Raw genomic sequence first — 18,040 nt, 5'->3', positions numbered from 1 at the left:
TAAGATCATGTTTTAACGGAGGGAACTATGAAGAAAATTGCAGTACTGACAAGCGGAGGCGATTCTCCCGGCATGAATGCCGCAGTAAGAGCCGTAGTAAGAAAAAGCATATATGAAGGGATAGAGGTATACGGTGTATACCAGGGCTATCAGGGCCTTGTCACCGATAATATAAAAAAACTCGAACTGGGGGATGTCGGTGACATCATCCAGCGGGGAGGCACTAAGCTCTATTCTGCGAGATGTCCTGAATTCATAGAACCCGATGTCAGGAAAAAGGCGATTGAAAATCTTCAGAAACGCGGAATCGACTCCCTCGTGGTCATCGGCGGGGACGGTTCCTACAGAGGGGCCCAACGGCTGGATGAAGAGGGGATCCGGACGGTTGGAGTGCCGGGCACCATAGACAATGACATCAATGGTACCGACTATACCATCGGGTTTGATACGGCACTGAATACCATACTGGATGCAGTCGACAGGATCAGGGACACGGCAACAAGCCATGAAAGGACGTTCATCATCGAAGTCATGGGCCGGGATGCCGGCGACCTTGCACTGTGGGCCGGCGTAGCTGGTGGTGCGGAGACCATCCTCATTCCGGAATCCCCTTCCGATATCAAAGAGGTTGCCGGAAGGATCGAGACCGGCATGAAACGCGGCAAGAAGCATTCCATCATCATCGTAGCGGAAGGTGTGATGAGCGCCGCGGAATGTGCCGAGGAATTGCGCAAATACATCAATGTAGATACGCGTGAAAGTGTACTTGGGCATATGCAGCGTGGCGGAAAACCGACAGGCAGCGATCGTGTGCTGGCGTCCCGCCTGGGTGCATTTGCTGTGGAACTGCTGCTGAACGATATTCATGGACACGCCGTCGGAATCGAGAACAACCGTATGACCAGGACAAGCTTCGACCAGGTCTTTGAAGAAACCCACAAAATAGACGAAGGTCTATACAGGCTCTCAAGAGAGCTATCCATATAGGAGGAATTGAAATGCGCAACACTAAAATAGTATGTACGATAGGACCGGCTTCCGAATCACCTGAAATGCTGGAGAAGCTTATAGATGCCGGGATGAATATTGCCCGGCTGAACTTTTCACACGGTGATCATGAAGAGCATAGGGCAAGAATCGAGAACATAAGAAAGACTGCAGACAGGCTGAACCGCACTGTAGCCATCCTGCTCGATACAAAAGGCCCGGAAATCCGTACACATACGATGGAAAACGGGGAGATTGAACTGTCGAAGGGGCAGGAGATCACCGTATCGATGGAAGAAGTTGTCGGCAATACTGAAAAGTTTTCTGTAACGTACTCAGGGCTGATTGATGATGTCGACACAGAAGACCGTATACTGCTGGATGACGGACTGATCGAGCTCAAGATAGACGACATCGACCTCGACGCCAATGAAATACACTGTCATGTACTGAATGATGGTGTGCTGAAAAATAAGAAGGGCGTCAATGTGCCGGGGGTCTCGGTAAAACTTCCGGGCATCACTGAAAAGGACCGCGAAGACATCATCTTCGGAATCGGTGAAGGTGTGGACTTCATTGCCGCCAGCTTCATACGTACGAATAGTGATGTACTCGAAATACGTGAGCTGCTTGAAGAGCAGTCGGCCGAATACATCAAGATCATTCCAAAGATCGAGAATCAGGAAGGCATCGACAATATTGATGAAATTCTGGAAGTTTCCGACGGCCTGATGGTGGCGCGTGGGGACATGGGTGTTGAAATCCCGCCGGAATCCGTGCCGATGGTCCAGAAGGATCTCATCAAAAGATGCAATATGCTCGGCAAGCCGGTCATCACGGCCACCCAGATGCTGGATTCAATGCAGTACAATCCACGCTGTACGCGGGCAGAAGCCAGTGATGTCGCGAACGCCATCTATGATGGAACGGATGCCGTAATGCTGAGCGGTGAGACGGCTGCCGGGGACTATCCACTCGAATCCGTACAGACGATGGCAAGCATTGCCGTTTCAGCAGAAGAAGCTCAGGACTATAAGAAGCTTCTCTCAGCGAGAACCAAGTCGCTCCAGACGAACCTTGTCACGGCCATTGGCGTATCCGTTGCCCATACGGCCCTCAACCTGCAGTGCCGTGCGATTGTGGCAGCGACGGAATCCGGCCATACAGCCAGAATGATTTCGAAATACCGTCCGCATGCTGATATCGTCGCCGTGACACCCCATGAATATGTAGCGCGGCAGCTCCAGCTTGTCTGGGGGGTCCATCCCGTCGTCAAGGAAGGAAAAAGGGATACGGACGAACTATTGAATGTTTCCGTATCAGCCGCAATGGAAAAAGGATTCGCGACCCATGGCGACCTGCTGATCATTACCGCCGGTGTACCTACCGGAGAAGCGGGAACAACCAATCTGATGAAGCTGCACATTGTCGGAGATGTACTGGTTCGGGCACAGGGCATAGGCAGAAGAAGTACTGTCGGTGAAGTTGTCATCGTAAATTCATCAGACGACCTTTCAAAAAAGGATATCGAAGGAAAAATCGTCGTTGTCCAGTCTGTTGGTTCCGATATGACCACTTATCTGGAGAAGGCCGCTGGTCTGGTCACAGCAGAGGGCGGATTGACTTCCCATGGCGCCATTGTGGGGCTGAATCTGAATCTGCCGACGATTGTAGGGGCAACTGATGCCCTGAAAGTTCTTGAAGAGGGAATGACGATTACTGTAGATTCCGAACAGAACTGCATCTTCAGCGGCCATGCCAATGTACTATAGCAGAATGCAGGAAAGGGTACTTTGACAGTACCCTTTTTATTGTTGTGGACTAAAGAGACGGCCGGTATAATGTAGATGAGGTGGCGGAGATGAAAAAGTTATTATTATTGGCAATGATGCTATTGTTGGCTGCATGCGGAAATGAAGACGGCGATTCCGGCATTCAGGATGATGGAACACCGGAATCCACTGGAGAGGAAGCGCAATCTGATGGAGAAGACGGTGGATCGATGGAAGCTTCCGACATAATAGGGGAAGCGTCATCGGCATGGGGAGACACTGTAAGCTACGAAGCAAGACAGACTTCCACCATTTCTTCCGGAGACAGCCAATATGTAGTCAGGACGATCACTACAAGAAGTGAACAGAATGAAATAAAGGTGGAAGTCGACGATGGAGAGGAAATAAAGACCCATTATATCTTCGAAGGCGACCATTTCATCTATCAGGGCGGAACCATCGAAGCGCAGGACACGCCACGTGAAATCGAAGACAGCCGGTATGGCGATCTTGTTTCACGTCTCGAACCGCTCAGGGAGGGTACGGCATCCGAACAGGAATCAGGCTATGAGGTACGATACACCATAGATGAAAAAGAGGATGCCGTGCCGTTCTTTAATGAAGAGATGACAAGTGCACTTGAAAATGTGGATACATTCAATGGCCTTGTGACGGTCCAGTTCAATGAAGAGTACCAGTATACCGGAGCAAAACTTACATTGACGGTAGGCTCCGGGGAAGAAGAGATGAATATCATTTCGAATATTACCATGGACAGGATAGGCCAGGTGGAGATGATTGAAAAACCGAAAGAAATGTAGGGAAGAACCCGTTCGAAAAAATGAACGGGCTCTTTTTTTTTGACTATATGAAGCGCTTCCAATAGGTGTAATTATATACCATTTTAACTATTCAAAAAATTGACATTATTATACACCCCCCATAGAATGTTAGTTACAAGGGGGAATTGAAATGTCAAAAATTGATTATAAGAAGATAGCTGCACAGCCGGAATTCGAGGCACTTCTTAGAAAACGGAACAGGTTCATCCTGCCGATCAGCATCTTTTTCATCATCGCCACTCTTATTTTTCCAGTGCTGACGGGCTATACCGATCTGCTTACCAATGAAGCATTCGGTAATATTTCATGGGCATGGATCTATGCATTTCTGCTCTTCATCATGGTATGGACACTCGTCACCATCTACATGAAAAGGGCGAAGGAGTTTGACAAGGAAGCCGACGAAATCATCAGAAAGTACAGGGAAGGGGAATACGAATGAATTTAACAGTCATCATCATGTTTCTGGTGTTTGTAGGGGCAACATTGGTAATTACATATTTTGCTTCCAAACGCACACAGTCCACGAGTGATTTCTACACTGCAGGGGGAGGCCTGACAGGCTGGCAGAACGGTCTGGCAATTTCAGGGGATTATCTGTCGGCGGCATCATTTCTTGGTATTGCCGGTGCGATTGCATTATGGGGATTCGATGGGTTCTTCTATAGTGTGGGATATCTGACGGCATATCTGGTCGTTCTGTATATAGTCGCAGAACCGCTCAGGAATCTGGGCAAATATACAGTAGCGGATATGATTGCAGCGAGGTTCGAGCTGAAAAAGGTCCGGGCATTCGCCGCCCTCTCATCCATCACCATCGTCATCTTCTATATGCTTGCCCAGCTCGTCGGTGCAGGCGCGCTCATACAGCTTCTATTCGATATACCCTACAGCATTTCCGTCATTCTTGTAGGTATCATGATGACGATCTATGTGCTGTTCGGCGGCATGACGGCAACGAGCTGGGTACAGATGGTCAAGGCTGTCCTGCTCATGATCGGTACGCTCATCATTTCTTTTCTGGTACTGCTTAACTTCAACTTCAATATATTCGCGATGTTCGGTGAGATGAAGAACATCACTGCGCCGGAATTGGAAGGTTCATTCCTGAATCCGGGTGCACAGGGGAACTCTCCGCTCAATAACATTTCCCTGATTGTCGCCCTGCTGTTCGGTACGGCAGGTCTGCCCCACATCCTCATGAGGTTCTTCACCGTCAAGGATGCAAAGACGGCGAGAAGCTCTGTCATGTGGGCGACATGGATTATCGGAATCTTCTATATCCTGACCGTTTTCCTCGGTTTTGGTGCTGCGGCACTGCTGACGCGGGAAGAGATCATCGCTGCAAACCCGGCAGGCAACATGGCGGCGCCATTGCTTGCTGAAAGGCTCGGGGGAGACTTCCTGATGTCCTTCGTTGCAGCTGTCGCATTCGCAACAATCCTTGCTGTAGTCGCCGGACTGGTGCTCTCCGGCGCAAGTGCATTTGCACACGATATTTATGGACAGGTGATAAAGAAAGGGAAAATGACGGATAGAGAACAGATGCTGGCGGCGAGAACAGCTGCTTTAAGCGTCAGTGTGCTGTCCATCATCCTTGCGATATTCGCCCAGGACCAGAACGTGGCCTTCCTGGTGTCGCTGGCATTCTGTGTCGCCGCCAGTGCCAATCTTCCCGTCATCGTCTATACGATATTCTGGAAGCGCTTCAACACGCAGGGGGCGATCACCGGCATCATCACCGGTCTTGTCGTCTCCCTGGCACTCGTCATACTGAGTCCGAATGTAATGGATCCAACCGGAAGTGCGTTCATCGCCATGGAGCCAATCTTCCCATTGGATAATCCTGCGTTGATTTCTGTGCCTGCCGGCTTCATCGGCGCCTTCCTGGGAACATTCCTCGGCAAAGCGGAATCCCATGACAAGTATCGTGAAGTCAAGGTCAAATCGGTCACAGGCATATCGACATCGGATGTCTCCCACTGATAATAAGATTATCTTATGAGCATCAATAAGATAATTAATTGTTTCTTATGAAGGCGGTGATTCCATTAAATTACCGCCTTTTCCTTTTTGTAAGGGCTTTCGAGCGGGTTAACGGTAAATTTTTCACAATCTAATATATTTTCTTGATTTATTCACAAAGTTCTTGAATTTGATATAATGGTATAGAAGCCGAAGTGGCTATTTTATGAATTACTAAGAAGGAGAGTCAATATGTCTGACAAAAAAGGTTTAGAAGGTATTGTAGCGGCCGATTCCCGCATCAGTTCTATCATTGGTTCCCAGCTCACTTATTGTGGCTATGAAATCGATGACCTTGCTGAAAATGCATCGTTTGAGGAAGTAGTCTTCCTGCTCTGGAACGACAGGCTCCCGAATCAATCGGAACTGGACGAGTTCCAGGCCAAACTATTCGAGCATATGACACTCAACCCGAGAGTCTACAACCATTTTGAAGAATATGCTGCAGACAAGGTCCACCCGATGACGGGCATCAGGACTGCACTGTCATATCTCGCGCATTTCGATCCGAATGCAGAAGACATGAGTGAAGAGGCGAACCAGGAAAAAGCAATCCGCATCCAGGCGAAAGTTGCATCCCTGGTTTCTGCATTCTCAAGAATCCGCAATGGCCAGGAAGTCGTGAAACCGAAAGAAGGACTAAGCTATGCAGCCAACTTCCTGTACATGCTCAATGGAAAAGAGCCGAATGATACTGAAGTTGAAGCGATGAACAAAGCACTTGTCCTCCATGCGGACCACGAACTCAATGCATCCACATTCACTGCACGTGTATGTGTGGCGACACTGTCCGATGTATATTCCGGTGTCACGGCGGCAGCCGGAGCATTGAAAGGCCCACTCCATGGCGGCGCCAACGAACGTGTAATGAAGATGCTTTCCGAAATCGACTCATCGGATGATGTGGAAAGCTATCTTGAAGAGAAGTTCGCCAACAAGGAAAAAATCATGGGCATGGGCCACCGCGTCTACAAAGAAGGGGATCCTCGTGCAAAATACTTGAGGGATATGTCCAAGAAGCTGACAGAGCAGATCGGTGAACCGGATCTCTATGAAAAGTCCATCAAAATAGCAGATATCGTGGAGAAGGAAAAAGGTCTCCTTCCAAACGTCGACTTCTTCAGTGCATCCGTCTACCACTCGCTCGGCATAGACCATGACCTGTTTACACCGATTTTCGCCATGAGCCGTGTGTCCGGATGGCTTGCACACATCCTTGAACAGTATCAGGACAACCGTCTGATCAGACCAAGGGCCGAATATGTGGGCCAGACCGACAGAAAATACGAACCTATTGAAGAAAGATAATCAATCAAGATAAATAATTGGAGGAATAAATTCTATGGCTAGTCAAAAAATAACTACAGACAACGGGGTACTCAACGTACCGGATCAACCTGTCATTCCATTCATCGAAGGGGACGGCATCGGTCCTGACATCTGGAGTGCAGCAAGCAAGGTGCTTGATGCAGCAGTTGAAAAAGCGTACGACGGCAAAAAAGGAATCGAGTGGAAAGAAGTGCTTGCGGGACAGAAAGCCTACGACAAGACAGGCGAATGGCTGCCACAGGAAACGCTCGATACGATCGATGAATATCTGCTGGCCATCAAAGGACCTCTTACAACACCAATCGGCGGCGGCATCCGTTCACTCAACGTGGCACTGAGGCAGGAACTGGACCTCTTCACATGCCTTCGTCCTGTAAGGTATTTTGAAGGTGTGCCTTCTCCGCTGAAACGTCCGGAAGAAACCGACATGGTCATTTTCCGTGAAAATACAGAGGACATCTATGCGGGCATCGAATTCCAGGAAGGGACTGATGATGTCAAGAAAGTCATCGATTTCCTGCAGAATGAAATGGGCGCAAAGAACATCCGTTTCCCTGAAACTTCCGGAATCGGCATCAAGCCGGTATCCAAGGAAGGTACTGAGAGACTTGTCCGTTCGGCGATCAACTATGCAATCGACAACAACCGCCCGTCTGTAACGCTTGTCCACAAAGGGAATATCATGAAGTTTACAGAAGGTGCATTCAAAGCCTGGGGCTATGACCTTGCTGAGCGCGAATTCGGAGATAAAGTCTTCACGTGGAAAGAGTATGACAAGATTGTAGAGGATGAAGGCAGGGAAGCGGCCGACAAAGCCCAATCCGAAGCTGAATCAGCAGGCAAGATCGTCATCAAGGACGCGATTGCAGACATCTTCCTGCAACAGATCCTTACGCGTCCGAAGGACTTTGGCGTTGTAGCGACGATGAACCTGAACGGCGACTATGTCTCCGATGCACTTGCAGCACAAGTCGGCGGTATCGGCATTGCGCCGGGCGCGAACATCAACTACGAAACAGGACATGCGATCTTCGAAGCAACCCACGGTACTGCACCTAAATACGCTGGACTTGATAAGGTGAACCCTTCTTCAGTCATCCTCTCGGGCGTCTTGATGCTTGAGCACCTCGGATGGCAGGAAGCTGCTGACCTCATTACTAAATCAATGGAAAAAACGATCGCTTCCAAAGTCGTCACATATGACTTTGCCCGTCTGATGGATGGAGCAACGGAAGTGAAGTGTTCCGAATTTGGAGATGAACTGATCAAGAACATGTAATCATGTTTGATGACAAGGAGCGTGGACAGCATGAACAGAAAGAAGATTTCGGTCATCGGCGCCGGATTTACCGGTGCCACGACAGCCTTCATCGCTGCATCAAAAGCATTGGGCGACGTTGTGCTGGTCGATATTCCGCAGGCTGAAGACCCGACCCGGGGCAAGGCCCTCGATATGTCGGAGGCGACACCTGTCCTGGGTGTCGATGTGGACATTACAGGCACGAGCAATTATGAAGATACAAGAGACTCCGATATTGTCATCATTACAGCTGGAATTGCGAGAAAACCGGGCATGAGCAGGGATGATCTGGTGAAAACAAATCAGAAGGTGATGTCTGCCGTTACGCGTGAAATAGTGAAATATTCACCTGACTGTTCAATCATCGTCCTGACCAACCCGGTGGATGCAATGACCTACACTGTATATAAGGAGTCCGGCTTTCCCAAAAACAGGGTGATCGGCCAGTCCGGTGTACTCGATACAGCGAGGTTCAGAACATTCATCGCCGAAGAACTGAAGCTTTCCGTCAAGGATGTGCAAGGCTTCGTCCTTGGCGGCCATGGTGATGACATGGTACCGCTCATACGCTATTCCAATGTAGGCGGTGTGCCACTTACGAGCCTGCTGAGCCAGGATAGGATTGATGCCATCATCGAGCGGACAAGGAAGGGCGGGGCTGAGATCGTCAACCTGCTTGGCAGTGGTTCCGCCTATTATGCGCCTGCTGCCGCACTTGTCGAAATGGCTGAAGCAATCCTTTCGGATCAGAAGCGTGTGCTGCCGGCTATCGCCTATCTCGAAGGCGAGTATGGCTATGGAGATATCTATCTTGGTGTGCCTACTGTGCTTGGCGCAGAAGGCATAGAGAGCATCATTGAACTCGAACTGACCGACGAAGAAAAAGACCAGCTGGATAAATCCAAAGAGTCTGTAACGAACGTCATGAATATGTTGAAATAATATTTGTAAAATTCAAGTATGGGCATTATACTGATAAGGCTGCCAATTTGGTGGCCTTTTCGGTTTACAGTTTAAAATGGGAGGAAATTTTTGAAATGGAAAATGGTAGAAAGAAAAATGGTATTTTTCAAAAATTCCTTGATTTTGTCGAGTGGCTGGGTAATAAACTGCCTCACCCGGTAACTCTGTTTGCGCTGCTTGCAGCGCTGACACTGGTAGCGTCTGCCGTCCTATCGATATTCGAGATTACGGTGGAGCACCCAGGAGAGGATCAGGAAACTGTTTCAATCAATAATCTGCTTGACAGTGAAGGGATAAGCTACATATTCTCAAGCATGACCGACAACTTCATCAACTTTGCACCGCTCGGCGTAGTGCTTGTCACAATGCTTGGTATAGGTGTTGCTGAAAGGTCCGGACTGATCAGTGCTGCATTGCGCGGGTTCGTTCTGTCCATACCGAAGCAGCTGATTACTGCCGGACTGGTCTTTGCCGGTATCATGTCTTCGCTCGCTTCCGATGCAGGATATGTCGTACTGCCACCACTTGGGGCCGTACTGTTCCTCGCACTTGGCAGACATCCGCTTGCAGGTCTTGCAGCTGCATTCGCCGGTGTTTCTGCCGGATTCTCTGCCAACCTGCTCCTCAGCGGAACAGACGCGATGCTCGCGGAACTTTCAATCGCAGCGGCATCAGTCATCGATCCGGAATATGCAGAAGGCATGAACGTGGCGATGAACTACTTCTTCATCTCAGCGAGTGTATTCCTGCTCACCCTTGTAGGGTGGTTCGTCTCCGACAAGATCGTCGAGCCGAGACTCGGGAAATTCAATCCAAAGAATGGCGATTCCACTGCAGTGGAAAGCACGGATGAAATGAATCCCCTGAAGCCTGTTGAGAAGAAAGGGCTGATCTGGGCGATCATTTCCGCTGTTGTGGGCATAGCGCTCGCACTGCTCCTCGTCGTGCTGCCGAATTCTCCGATGCGTGGTGACGATGCGATCGGCAGCTACATGGATACAATCGTCCAGTCTCCATTCATGAGTGACGGACTGGTGCCGGTGATTGCTATACTCTTCTTCATACCGGGTCTAGTCTATGGACTGATTACCCGCAGTATCAAAAATGATAAGGATGTTGCCAACCAGATGACCGAAACGATGGCTGCGATGGGCATGTTCATCGTCCTGGCATTCACAGCAGGCCAGTTTGTCGCGTACTTCGCAGAATCCAACATCGGCCTGGTCATCGGCGTCTATGGTGCAGAACTGCTCGAAGCGCTCAACCTCACTGGCATCCCGCTGATCATCGGCTTCATGTTCGTCACGGCCGTGGTCAATCTCTTCATCGGAAGTGCCAGTGCCAAATGGGCGATGATGGCACCGATATTCGTGCCGATCATGATGCAGCTCGGATACTCTCCGGAACTGACGACCATGGCATATCGTGTAGCGGATTCTTCCACGAACATCATTACACCACTGATGACATACTTTGCGATCATCATCGCTTTTGCACAGCAGTATGATAAGAATATCGGGATTGGTACATTGATTTCCGTCATGCTCCCATATTCCATCTTCTTCTTTGTCACGTGGGCGATCATGCTCATCGTATGGATGCTGTTCGGCATCCCACTCGGACCGAATGCACCAATCGAATATAACGGGTAAGATAGAGGCGCAGCTTTGGCTGTGCCTTTTTCTATGGATTAAACCGGCACGGAAATGTATAATCTGATATGAAGAGGCTGAGTTGGAACGGTCGGGATAATTCAGCGGAGAGGAGATATTATAATGAAGAAACTGATTCTAATAGATGGGAACAGCGTGGCTTTCCGTGCCTTCTATGGACTGCCGCTGTTGAGCAACCAGAGCGGACTTCATACGAATGCCATTTTCGGCTATGCCAGGCTTTTGGAAAAACTGATTGCAGATGAGTCTCCCACTCATTTCCTCGTTGCCTTCGATGCAGGGAAATCAACATTCAGACACAAGCAGTATGAAGAGTATAAGGGAGGCAGGCAGAAGATGCCGCCTGAACTGGGTGAGCAGCTGGCCCCGATCCGCAGACTGATCGATGCCTACGGCATCAAAAGATACGAACTGGATGAGTATGAAGCGGATGACATCATCGGGACGCTGAGCAGGAAAGCGGACGAAGAGGGCTTTGAAACGATCATCATCACGGGAGACAGGGACCTCACCCAGCTGGCCAGTGACAACACCGTCATCTACTATACGAAAAAGGGCATATCGGATATCGACAGGTATACACCGGAGTATATCGAAGAGATATACGGCCTCGATCCCGAACAGATCGTCGACCTGAAAGGCCTGATGGGCGACAAGTCGGATAACATACCGGGTGTACCGGGCGTCGGGGAGAAGACGGCACTCAAACTGCTTAAGAATCACGGCAGTGTCGAAGAAGTGCTGAATCATCTGGATGAGGTCAAAGGGAAGAAGCTGAAGGAGAACCTGACCGCGCATAAAGAGGATGCACTGATGAGCAAGTCCCTTGCAACCATCCACCGGGCGGTGCCTCTGGATTTCGGTATGGACAATCTCAGATTCACGGAGGACAATGAACAGGAAAAGTATGAACTCTTCAAGGAGCTTGAGTTCGAGTCGCTGCTCAAAAATATGGAGGCCAGCGAGACCGAGGACAAGGTCGAGTTCACAGATGAACGTGTGGATCAGATGGATGTACTCGGGGAAGATATCTCCCTCCACCTGGAAGTCCGTACGGAAAACTATCTGGTCCATAGGCCGGAGTACATTGCAATCACCGACGGCGAGCGGACATTCATCAGCCCTATGGACGGGGTCGATCCAGGGCAGCTGGAAACGTTCCTCAAATCCAGGAAGATTATCAATGTGTACGATATCAAGCGTCAGATGGGGCTCCTCAAACATCTGGACATCCATTTCCAGGATTTCGACTACGATATCATGCTGGGCAGTTTCCTGCTCGATCCATCCAGGAAAATCATTGATGTCGCAGAGACGGCCGGCCAGTTCAATATCAATATAGACAGTGACGACTATCATTACGGCAAGGGTCGCAAGGCCAAGCAGCCGACCGGGGAGACGCAGTTCAAGTTCCTCAATGACAAGGTGATGGCTGTGCATAATGTCAGGACACTGATGGAAACCTCACTCGAGGAAGATGAAATGCTCGGGTTGTGGAAAGACCTCGAAATCCCTTTGGCCAAAGTACTGTCCAGGATGGAGTACCGCGGTATCAGAGTGGATCCTTCGCGCCTCGAGGAGATGGAGTCGGAGATCAAAGAGCGGCTTGATGAAATAGAAGAGCGAATATACGCACTTGCAGGTGAGGAGTTCAACATCAACTCGCCGAAGCAGCTCGGTCATATCCTTTTTGAAAAGCTGGAACTGCCGGTGATCAAGAAGACGAAAACGGGGTATTCGACTGCAGTCAATGTACTCGAAGAGCTCCAGAACAAGCATGAAATCATCGATTATCTGCTGGATTACCGCTCTCTCTCCAAACTCCAGTCCACCTATGTCATCGGACTCCAGGGGGAGATAAAGGAAGATTCGAAGATCCATACGCGCTTCAACCAGACACTGGCACAGACGGGCCGGCTGTCATCCGTCGAACCGAATCTCCAGAACATACCGATCCGCATCGATGAAGGCCGCCGGATCAGGAAGGCATTTGTACCGAAGGATGAATCGCACGTACTGCTGGCACTCGACTACTCACAGATTGAACTTCGGGTGCTTGCCCACATTACAGGTGACGAGACGATGACCAGTGCATTTACGAGTGATACAGACATCCATACAAAAACAGCGATGGAAGTCTTCAATGTGGAGAAGGAGGATGTCACTTCCGAAATGAGACGGAACGCCAAAGCCGTGAACTTTGGTATCGTGTACGGCATCAGCGACTACGGACTGAGCCAGAACCTTGGCATTACACGGAAGGAAGCCAAAACCTTCATCGACAATTATCTGGATTCCTTCCCCGAGGTGAAGAGCTTCATGAAGTCCATCGTCCAGGATGCCAAACGGGATGGCTATGTAAAGACCCTCCTCAACCGCAGAAGGTACATCCCGGATATACACAGCCGCAATTTCAATGCAAGAAGCTTCGCAGAACGGACGGCCATGAACTCCCCGATACAGGGAAGTGCTGCGGATATCATCAAACTCGCCATGGTCAAATACGAACAATCGAAAGAAGCACAGAAATTCAACGCCGAATTATTGCTCCAGATCCACGATGAGCTGATTTTTGACATTCCGAAAGATGAAGTGGAAGATTTCATTCCGGTCATCAAAGAAATCATGGAGAATGCAATGGAACTCAATGTGCCGCTTAAAGTGGACTACGGGTATGGCAATGATTGGTATGAAGTAAAGTAGGTGATGAAATGCCGGAACTACCGGAAGTGGAACTGGTCCGACGGTCCCTGGAGAAGGAAGTGGAAGGCGCCTCGATCGAGGCGGTCGCCTTTTCCGACTTCGTAAACAAGGGCCACGCAACCAGCCGAAAGACAATTGTAAAGCAGGATCTGGATACATTCAGCAGCAATGTCAGTGGGGCGACAATAAGGAAGGTAGGCAGACGTGGAAAATATCTGTATTTCATCATGGAGAAATCCGATGAAATTTTCCATATGGTCTCGCATCTGGGCATGTCGGGTGCCTTCTTTGTCACAGACTCCATTGAAGCCATTGCGGACAGGAACTACAGGAAGCATTGGCAGGTCGCCTTCAGACTGGAGGATGGACGGACATTGTCATATTGCGACATCAGACGATTCGGAGAGATGCTGACCATCGGCAGGATGGGTGACTTCCCGCCATTCGGCCGCATGGCAGTCGAATATACACACCCCGACAGCATGGTCGACTTCATCGACAGGGTGAAGGCCCCGGCAAACAGGAGCAAGGCGATCAAAGCCGTAATCATGGACAGTTCGGTCATACCGGGTGTCGGAAACATTTATGCATCAGAAGCCCTTTTTGCTTCGGGAATACTGCCGACGAGAAAAGCCGGAAACGTCTCAGTCAAGCGGCTGATGGCACTGCATAGGGCAATTGCCGATGTATTCGACCTCTCCATAGAGAACGGCGGCTCGACCATCTCGGACTATCGGGGTGTGTCGGGGGAAAAGGGGAGCATGCAGGACCGTTTCCATATCTATCAGAAGAAATCCTGTGCCTCGTGTGGCGGACCGGTGAAGACGAAAACGATCGCAACGAGGAACACATTCTACTGTACCAAATGCCAGAGGTGATGAAATGAATTATATAATCGGTCTGACGGGTGGAATTGCCAGCGGCAAATCCACTGCTTCAGACTATATCAGATCAAAAGGGTACCCGGTCCTCGATGCGGATACCTATGCAAAGAAGGCCACTGCCAAGGACGGCCCGGCATACCAGGGAATCATCGACCACTTCGGCGCGGATCTCCTGCAGGATGATGGAGAAATCGACCGGAGGAAGCTCGGTGCCATCGTCTTCAATGATGATGGGGAGAGGAAGGTTCTGAACCAGCTGGTGCATCCGGAAGTGCGGCGGATGATGGACGCTGACAAAGAACGCCTGGCCGAAGCGGGTCATGTGTTCCTCGATATCCCGCTGCTCTTCGAAAATGGCCTTGACCGGCAATGTGACATCACATTGACGGTATATGTGGATCAGGAAACCCAGACCGAAAGGCTTATGGAAAGAAATGGATTTTCCCATTCCGAAGCCCTGTCCCGGATAAACAGTCAGATGCCGCTTTCCGAGAAGCGCAACAGAAGTGATGAAGTGCTTGACAACAGTGGTTCAAAAGACGATCTGTATGCGCAGATCGAAGACTTTCTGGCGAAGATTGAAAAATAGACAATTTATACTAAATACTCCTTTTAATCAATAAACAATATGTTATACTAATTATTGAAAAGTATAGCATAAAGGGGCTAATGTCATGAAAAAAGTAGCAATCAACGGTCTTGGAAGAATAGGGAGAATGGTATTCCGCATTGCCGCCGCTTCCGATGAATTGGATCTTGTAGCGGTCAATGCCAGCTATCCGGCAGAAACACTTGCGCATCTTCTCAATTATGACACCAACCATGGCAAGTGGGACAAGCATGTGGAGCCGAAGGAAGGCAAGCTTGTCATAGACGGCAGTGAGATTCAGATCACCAATGAGAGGAATCCTGAAAATCTGCCATGGGAATCACTGGGTGTAGACCTTGTCATAGAGGCGACAGGTGCATTCAACCATGGTGACAAAGCCATTGCCCACGTCAAGGCAGGCGCAAAGAAAGTGCTGCTTACTGCACCCTCCAAAGGTGGCGATGTGCAGACGATTGTACTCGGCGTCAATGACGAGGCTCTTGACCTCGATACATATGATGTATTTTCAAATGCTTCATGTACGACAAATTGTCTGGCGCCGGTTGCGAAGGTGCTCGATGACGAGTACGGCATCAATAATGGCCTTATGACTACGGTCCATGCCTATACAAATGATCAGAAAAACATTGATAATCCACACAAGGATCTGAGAAGGGCGCGGTCATGCGGAGACAACATCATTCCGACTTCAACCGGAGCGGCAAAGGCGCTTGGCATGGTACTGCCGCAGCTGAACGGCAAGCTTCATGGTCTGGCACTCCGCGTGCCTGTATCCAATGTCTCCCTGGTGGATCTGGTCGTCGATCTGGATAAGCCGGTCACCAAAGAGGAGCTGAATGAAACATTTGAAAAGTATGCACAGGAGGATCTCAAAGGCATCCTCGGTGTTACGGACGAGCCGCTCGTATCCAGCGACTTCAATACCGACAGCAGAAGCTCGATCATCGATTCCTCGCTCACCATGGTCATGGATGACAGGAAGGTGAAGGTCCTCGCCTGGTACGACAACGAATGGGGCTATTCCACACGTGTCGTGGAACTTGCTGAAAAGATCACTGCAGACCTATAATCGATATTTGGAAAGAAGAAACTTCTGTTTCTTCTTTTTTTATTCGGAATATATTATAATGGTATACTAATCCCGGGAAGTGAGGTGGTCATATGAGATGTCCAAACTGCCAGCATACGAGTTCCAGAGTAGTCGATTCCAGGCATACGGATGAGCTGTCCGCCATCCGCAGACGCAGGGAATGCGAAGAATGCGGCTTCAGGTTCACCACTTTCGAGCGCATGGAGCTGTCTCCGCTCGTCGTCGTCAAAAAGGACGGCAACCGAGAAGTCTTCAGCCGCGACAAGCTGATGGACGGACTGCTCAGAGCGTGTGAAAAGCGTCCGATTCCATATGAGGCGCTGGAAAAAACGACTGCACGCATCGAATCTGCACTCAGGAATCTGAACAAGGCAGAGATATCAAGCAACGAAATCGGTGAATTTGTGATGAAGGAATTGATTACACTGGACCAGGTCGCCTATGTCAGGTTTGCATCCGTATATAAGGAATTCAAAGATATCGACCAGCTGATGGATACACTGAAACACCTCGCCAAAGGCAGGGATGATGATGAACTTCAATGAACGACTGAAACCGAATACCGAGTTCATGATCTATAATCCCGCGTCTTTTGAAAAGTCGCACCTGAATGTGCTGAACGAACTGTATCTTCCGCTCATCCATCAGGATGCTCTGATGGCATATATCTATCTGCAGGAGTCCTCCCTGCATCATGATACGCTTGAAATAAGATTCCATAAGGAGATTATGGACGAGCTGAATATGCCCCTGTCCACCTTTTCAGAACTGCTGGAAAAACTGGAAGGGATCGGTCTCGTAAGGTCCTTCGTCTCCAATGAGGCCCACGATGACCTGTTCATCTATGAACTGCTTCTCCCTCTGACCCCGGAAGACTTTTTCAAAGACCCCATGCTGAGCCTGTATCTATACAGCCATATCGGTCCTAATGCATACAAAAAGAAAAAAGAGCGCCTGGCATATCCGCTGAAACCAAAGAATATCACCGAAGTGACGCGGAAGTTCACCGAAGTGTTCCAGGCAGGGAGCGGAGAGGGCTTCACCGTTCCCGACGAATCATTCAAAAGGGAAAATGTCTCCAGCGGCCCCAATCTGGACCTCGATGACTTCGATTTCGATGTGCTTTTTACACACTTGAAAGGGACGAAGATCGACCGGTCCTTCTTTACCAGGGAAGTCAGGATGCTGATTGTGAAGTTGAGCGTGCTCTTCAATTTCAATGCCTATGATATGAAGCAGATTCTGCTTTCCTCGACCACCCAATATGCCGGCATCGACAAGGAGCAGCTGAAATACGAAGCCAGGAAGTATTATCAGAAGGAGAGCCGGGGAAAGCTGCCGGCAATATCGAAACCGCAGACGGAAAACAAGGGCACGGAAGAGGACTCCTATATCGAGCGTCTCGAATCCATCAGTCCGCTTGATAGGCTGAATGATATCAGAAACAACCAGCCAAGCGATAATGACCTCAAGCTTGTGACAGATATCATTGCCAGGACAAGCCTGCCGAACGGAGTGATCAACCTCCTTCTGGAATATGTATATCAGCAGAAGAACGGCGACCTTGGATACAACTACACGATGAAGATCGCAAGGGACTGGGAGGACAAGGGCATCCGTTCCGCCAAAGAGGCCTACCAGTCCATAATGGACTACAGGAAGCAGATGAATGCGAAGCGCAAAGGGCCAAAAGACCGCCAGGGGGAACGCAAGCCATCATGGATGGACGGCGGCCAGAAGCCATCAACGAAAAAAGAAGTGAAGAAGCAGGCACCGCCTAAAAAGGAAGCTGTCCAGAAGACGGCCAAGGACGATCCGGAAATCCAGAAAATGATAGACGACTTTAGAAAATCCAGGTGATA

The 18,040-nt window shown here is 49.6% G+C and carries 15 protein-coding genes; all 15 read left to right on the top strand.

The window, feature by feature from the left end; genetic code table 11:
• The first annotated feature begins 27 nt into the window (after positions 1 to 27).
• The 15 genes from pfkA (at position 28) to RQP18_RS07715 (ending at position 18,038) form a co-directional block, all read left to right on the top strand.
• Complete coding sequence (gene pfkA / locus RQP18_RS07785) at positions 28 to 987, top strand: 6-phosphofructokinase (RefSeq protein WP_342387169.1); 960 nt, start codon at positions 28 to 30, stop codon at positions 985 to 987.
• Positions 988 to 998: 11 nt separating this feature from the next.
• The gene (gene pyk / locus RQP18_RS07780; protein WP_342387168.1) at positions 999 to 2,759 is read left to right on the top strand and encodes a pyruvate kinase; all 1,761 of its coding nucleotides are present in this window, start codon (positions 999 to 1,001) and stop codon (positions 2,757 to 2,759) included.
• 113 nt (positions 2,760 to 2,872) lie between these two features.
• Positions 2,873 to 3,580 carry a hypothetical protein gene (locus RQP18_RS07775; RefSeq protein ID WP_373446000.1) on the top strand — a complete coding sequence of 236 codons (708 nt, stop codon included), beginning with the start codon at positions 2,873 to 2,875 and terminating at the stop codon, positions 3,578 to 3,580.
• 151 nt (positions 3,581 to 3,731) lie between these two features.
• A complete protein-coding gene (locus tag RQP18_RS07770) occupies positions 3,732 to 4,043 on the top strand; it encodes a DUF485 domain-containing protein (protein ID WP_342387166.1) in 312 nt (103 codons plus the stop codon).
• Positions 4,040 to 5,587 carry a solute symporter family protein gene (locus RQP18_RS07765; protein WP_342387165.1) on the top strand — a complete coding sequence of 516 codons (1,548 nt, stop codon included), beginning with the start codon at positions 4,040 to 4,042 and terminating at the stop codon, positions 5,585 to 5,587. Before RQP18_RS07770 ends, RQP18_RS07765 begins: the two co-directional genes overlap by 4 nt.
• A 231-nt stretch (positions 5,588 to 5,818) precedes the next feature.
• Positions 5,819 to 6,934, top strand: a complete 1,116-nt coding sequence (locus RQP18_RS07760; RefSeq protein WP_342387164.1) for a citrate synthase — start codon at positions 5,819 to 5,821, stop codon at positions 6,932 to 6,934.
• Positions 6,935 to 6,968: 34 nt separating this feature from the next.
• Positions 6,969 to 8,234 carry an NADP-dependent isocitrate dehydrogenase gene (gene icd / locus RQP18_RS07755; protein ID WP_342387163.1) on the top strand — a complete coding sequence of 422 codons (1,266 nt, stop codon included), beginning with the start codon at positions 6,969 to 6,971 and terminating at the stop codon, positions 8,232 to 8,234.
• A 9-nt stretch (positions 8,235 to 8,243) separates the two neighbouring features.
• A complete protein-coding gene (gene mdh, locus RQP18_RS07750; RefSeq protein WP_342387162.1) occupies positions 8,244 to 9,197 on the top strand; it encodes a malate dehydrogenase in 954 nt (317 codons plus the stop codon).
• A gap of 95 nt (positions 9,198 to 9,292) precedes the next feature.
• Positions 9,293 to 10,870: an AbgT family transporter gene (locus RQP18_RS07745; RefSeq protein ID WP_342387161.1), complete on the top strand. Its 1,578-nt coding sequence runs from the start codon at positions 9,293 to 9,295 to the stop codon at positions 10,868 to 10,870.
• 123 nt (positions 10,871 to 10,993) lie between these two features.
• Complete coding sequence (gene polA / locus RQP18_RS07740) at positions 10,994 to 13,594, top strand: DNA polymerase I (protein ID WP_342387160.1); 2,601 nt, start codon at positions 10,994 to 10,996, stop codon at positions 13,592 to 13,594.
• Between the two features lie 8 nt (positions 13,595 to 13,602).
• Positions 13,603 to 14,472 carry a bifunctional DNA-formamidopyrimidine glycosylase/DNA-(apurinic or apyrimidinic site) lyase gene (gene mutM / locus RQP18_RS07735; RefSeq protein WP_342387159.1) on the top strand — a complete coding sequence of 290 codons (870 nt, stop codon included), beginning with the start codon at positions 13,603 to 13,605 and terminating at the stop codon, positions 14,470 to 14,472.
• 4 nt (positions 14,473 to 14,476) lie between these two features.
• Positions 14,477 to 15,067, top strand: a complete 591-nt coding sequence (gene coaE / locus RQP18_RS07730) for a dephospho-CoA kinase (protein WP_342387158.1) — start codon at positions 14,477 to 14,479, stop codon at positions 15,065 to 15,067.
• Positions 15,068 to 15,152: 85 nt separating this feature from the next.
• Entirely contained in the window at positions 15,153 to 16,157 is a 1,005-nt protein-coding gene (locus RQP18_RS07725) for a glyceraldehyde-3-phosphate dehydrogenase (protein ID WP_342387157.1), read from the top strand.
• Positions 16,158 to 16,249: 92 nt separating this feature from the next.
• Positions 16,250 to 16,723 carry a transcriptional regulator NrdR gene (gene nrdR, locus RQP18_RS07720; RefSeq protein ID WP_342387156.1) on the top strand — a complete coding sequence of 158 codons (474 nt, stop codon included), beginning with the start codon at positions 16,250 to 16,252 and terminating at the stop codon, positions 16,721 to 16,723.
• Positions 16,704 to 18,038: a replication initiation and membrane attachment family protein gene (locus tag RQP18_RS07715; protein WP_373445999.1), complete on the top strand. Its 1,335-nt coding sequence runs from the start codon at positions 16,704 to 16,706 to the stop codon at positions 18,036 to 18,038. Before nrdR ends, RQP18_RS07715 begins: the two co-directional genes overlap by 20 nt.
• Positions 18,039 to 18,040 lie beyond the last annotated feature (2 nt).

It is taken from the genome of Salinicoccus sp. Bachu38 (assembly GCF_038561955.2).
Lineage (GTDB): Bacteria > Bacillota > Bacilli > Staphylococcales > Salinicoccaceae > Salinicoccus > Salinicoccus bachuensis.
The sequence above is the reverse complement of the archived record's forward strand: the minus strand, read 5'-3'. Positions and strand labels throughout refer to the sequence as shown.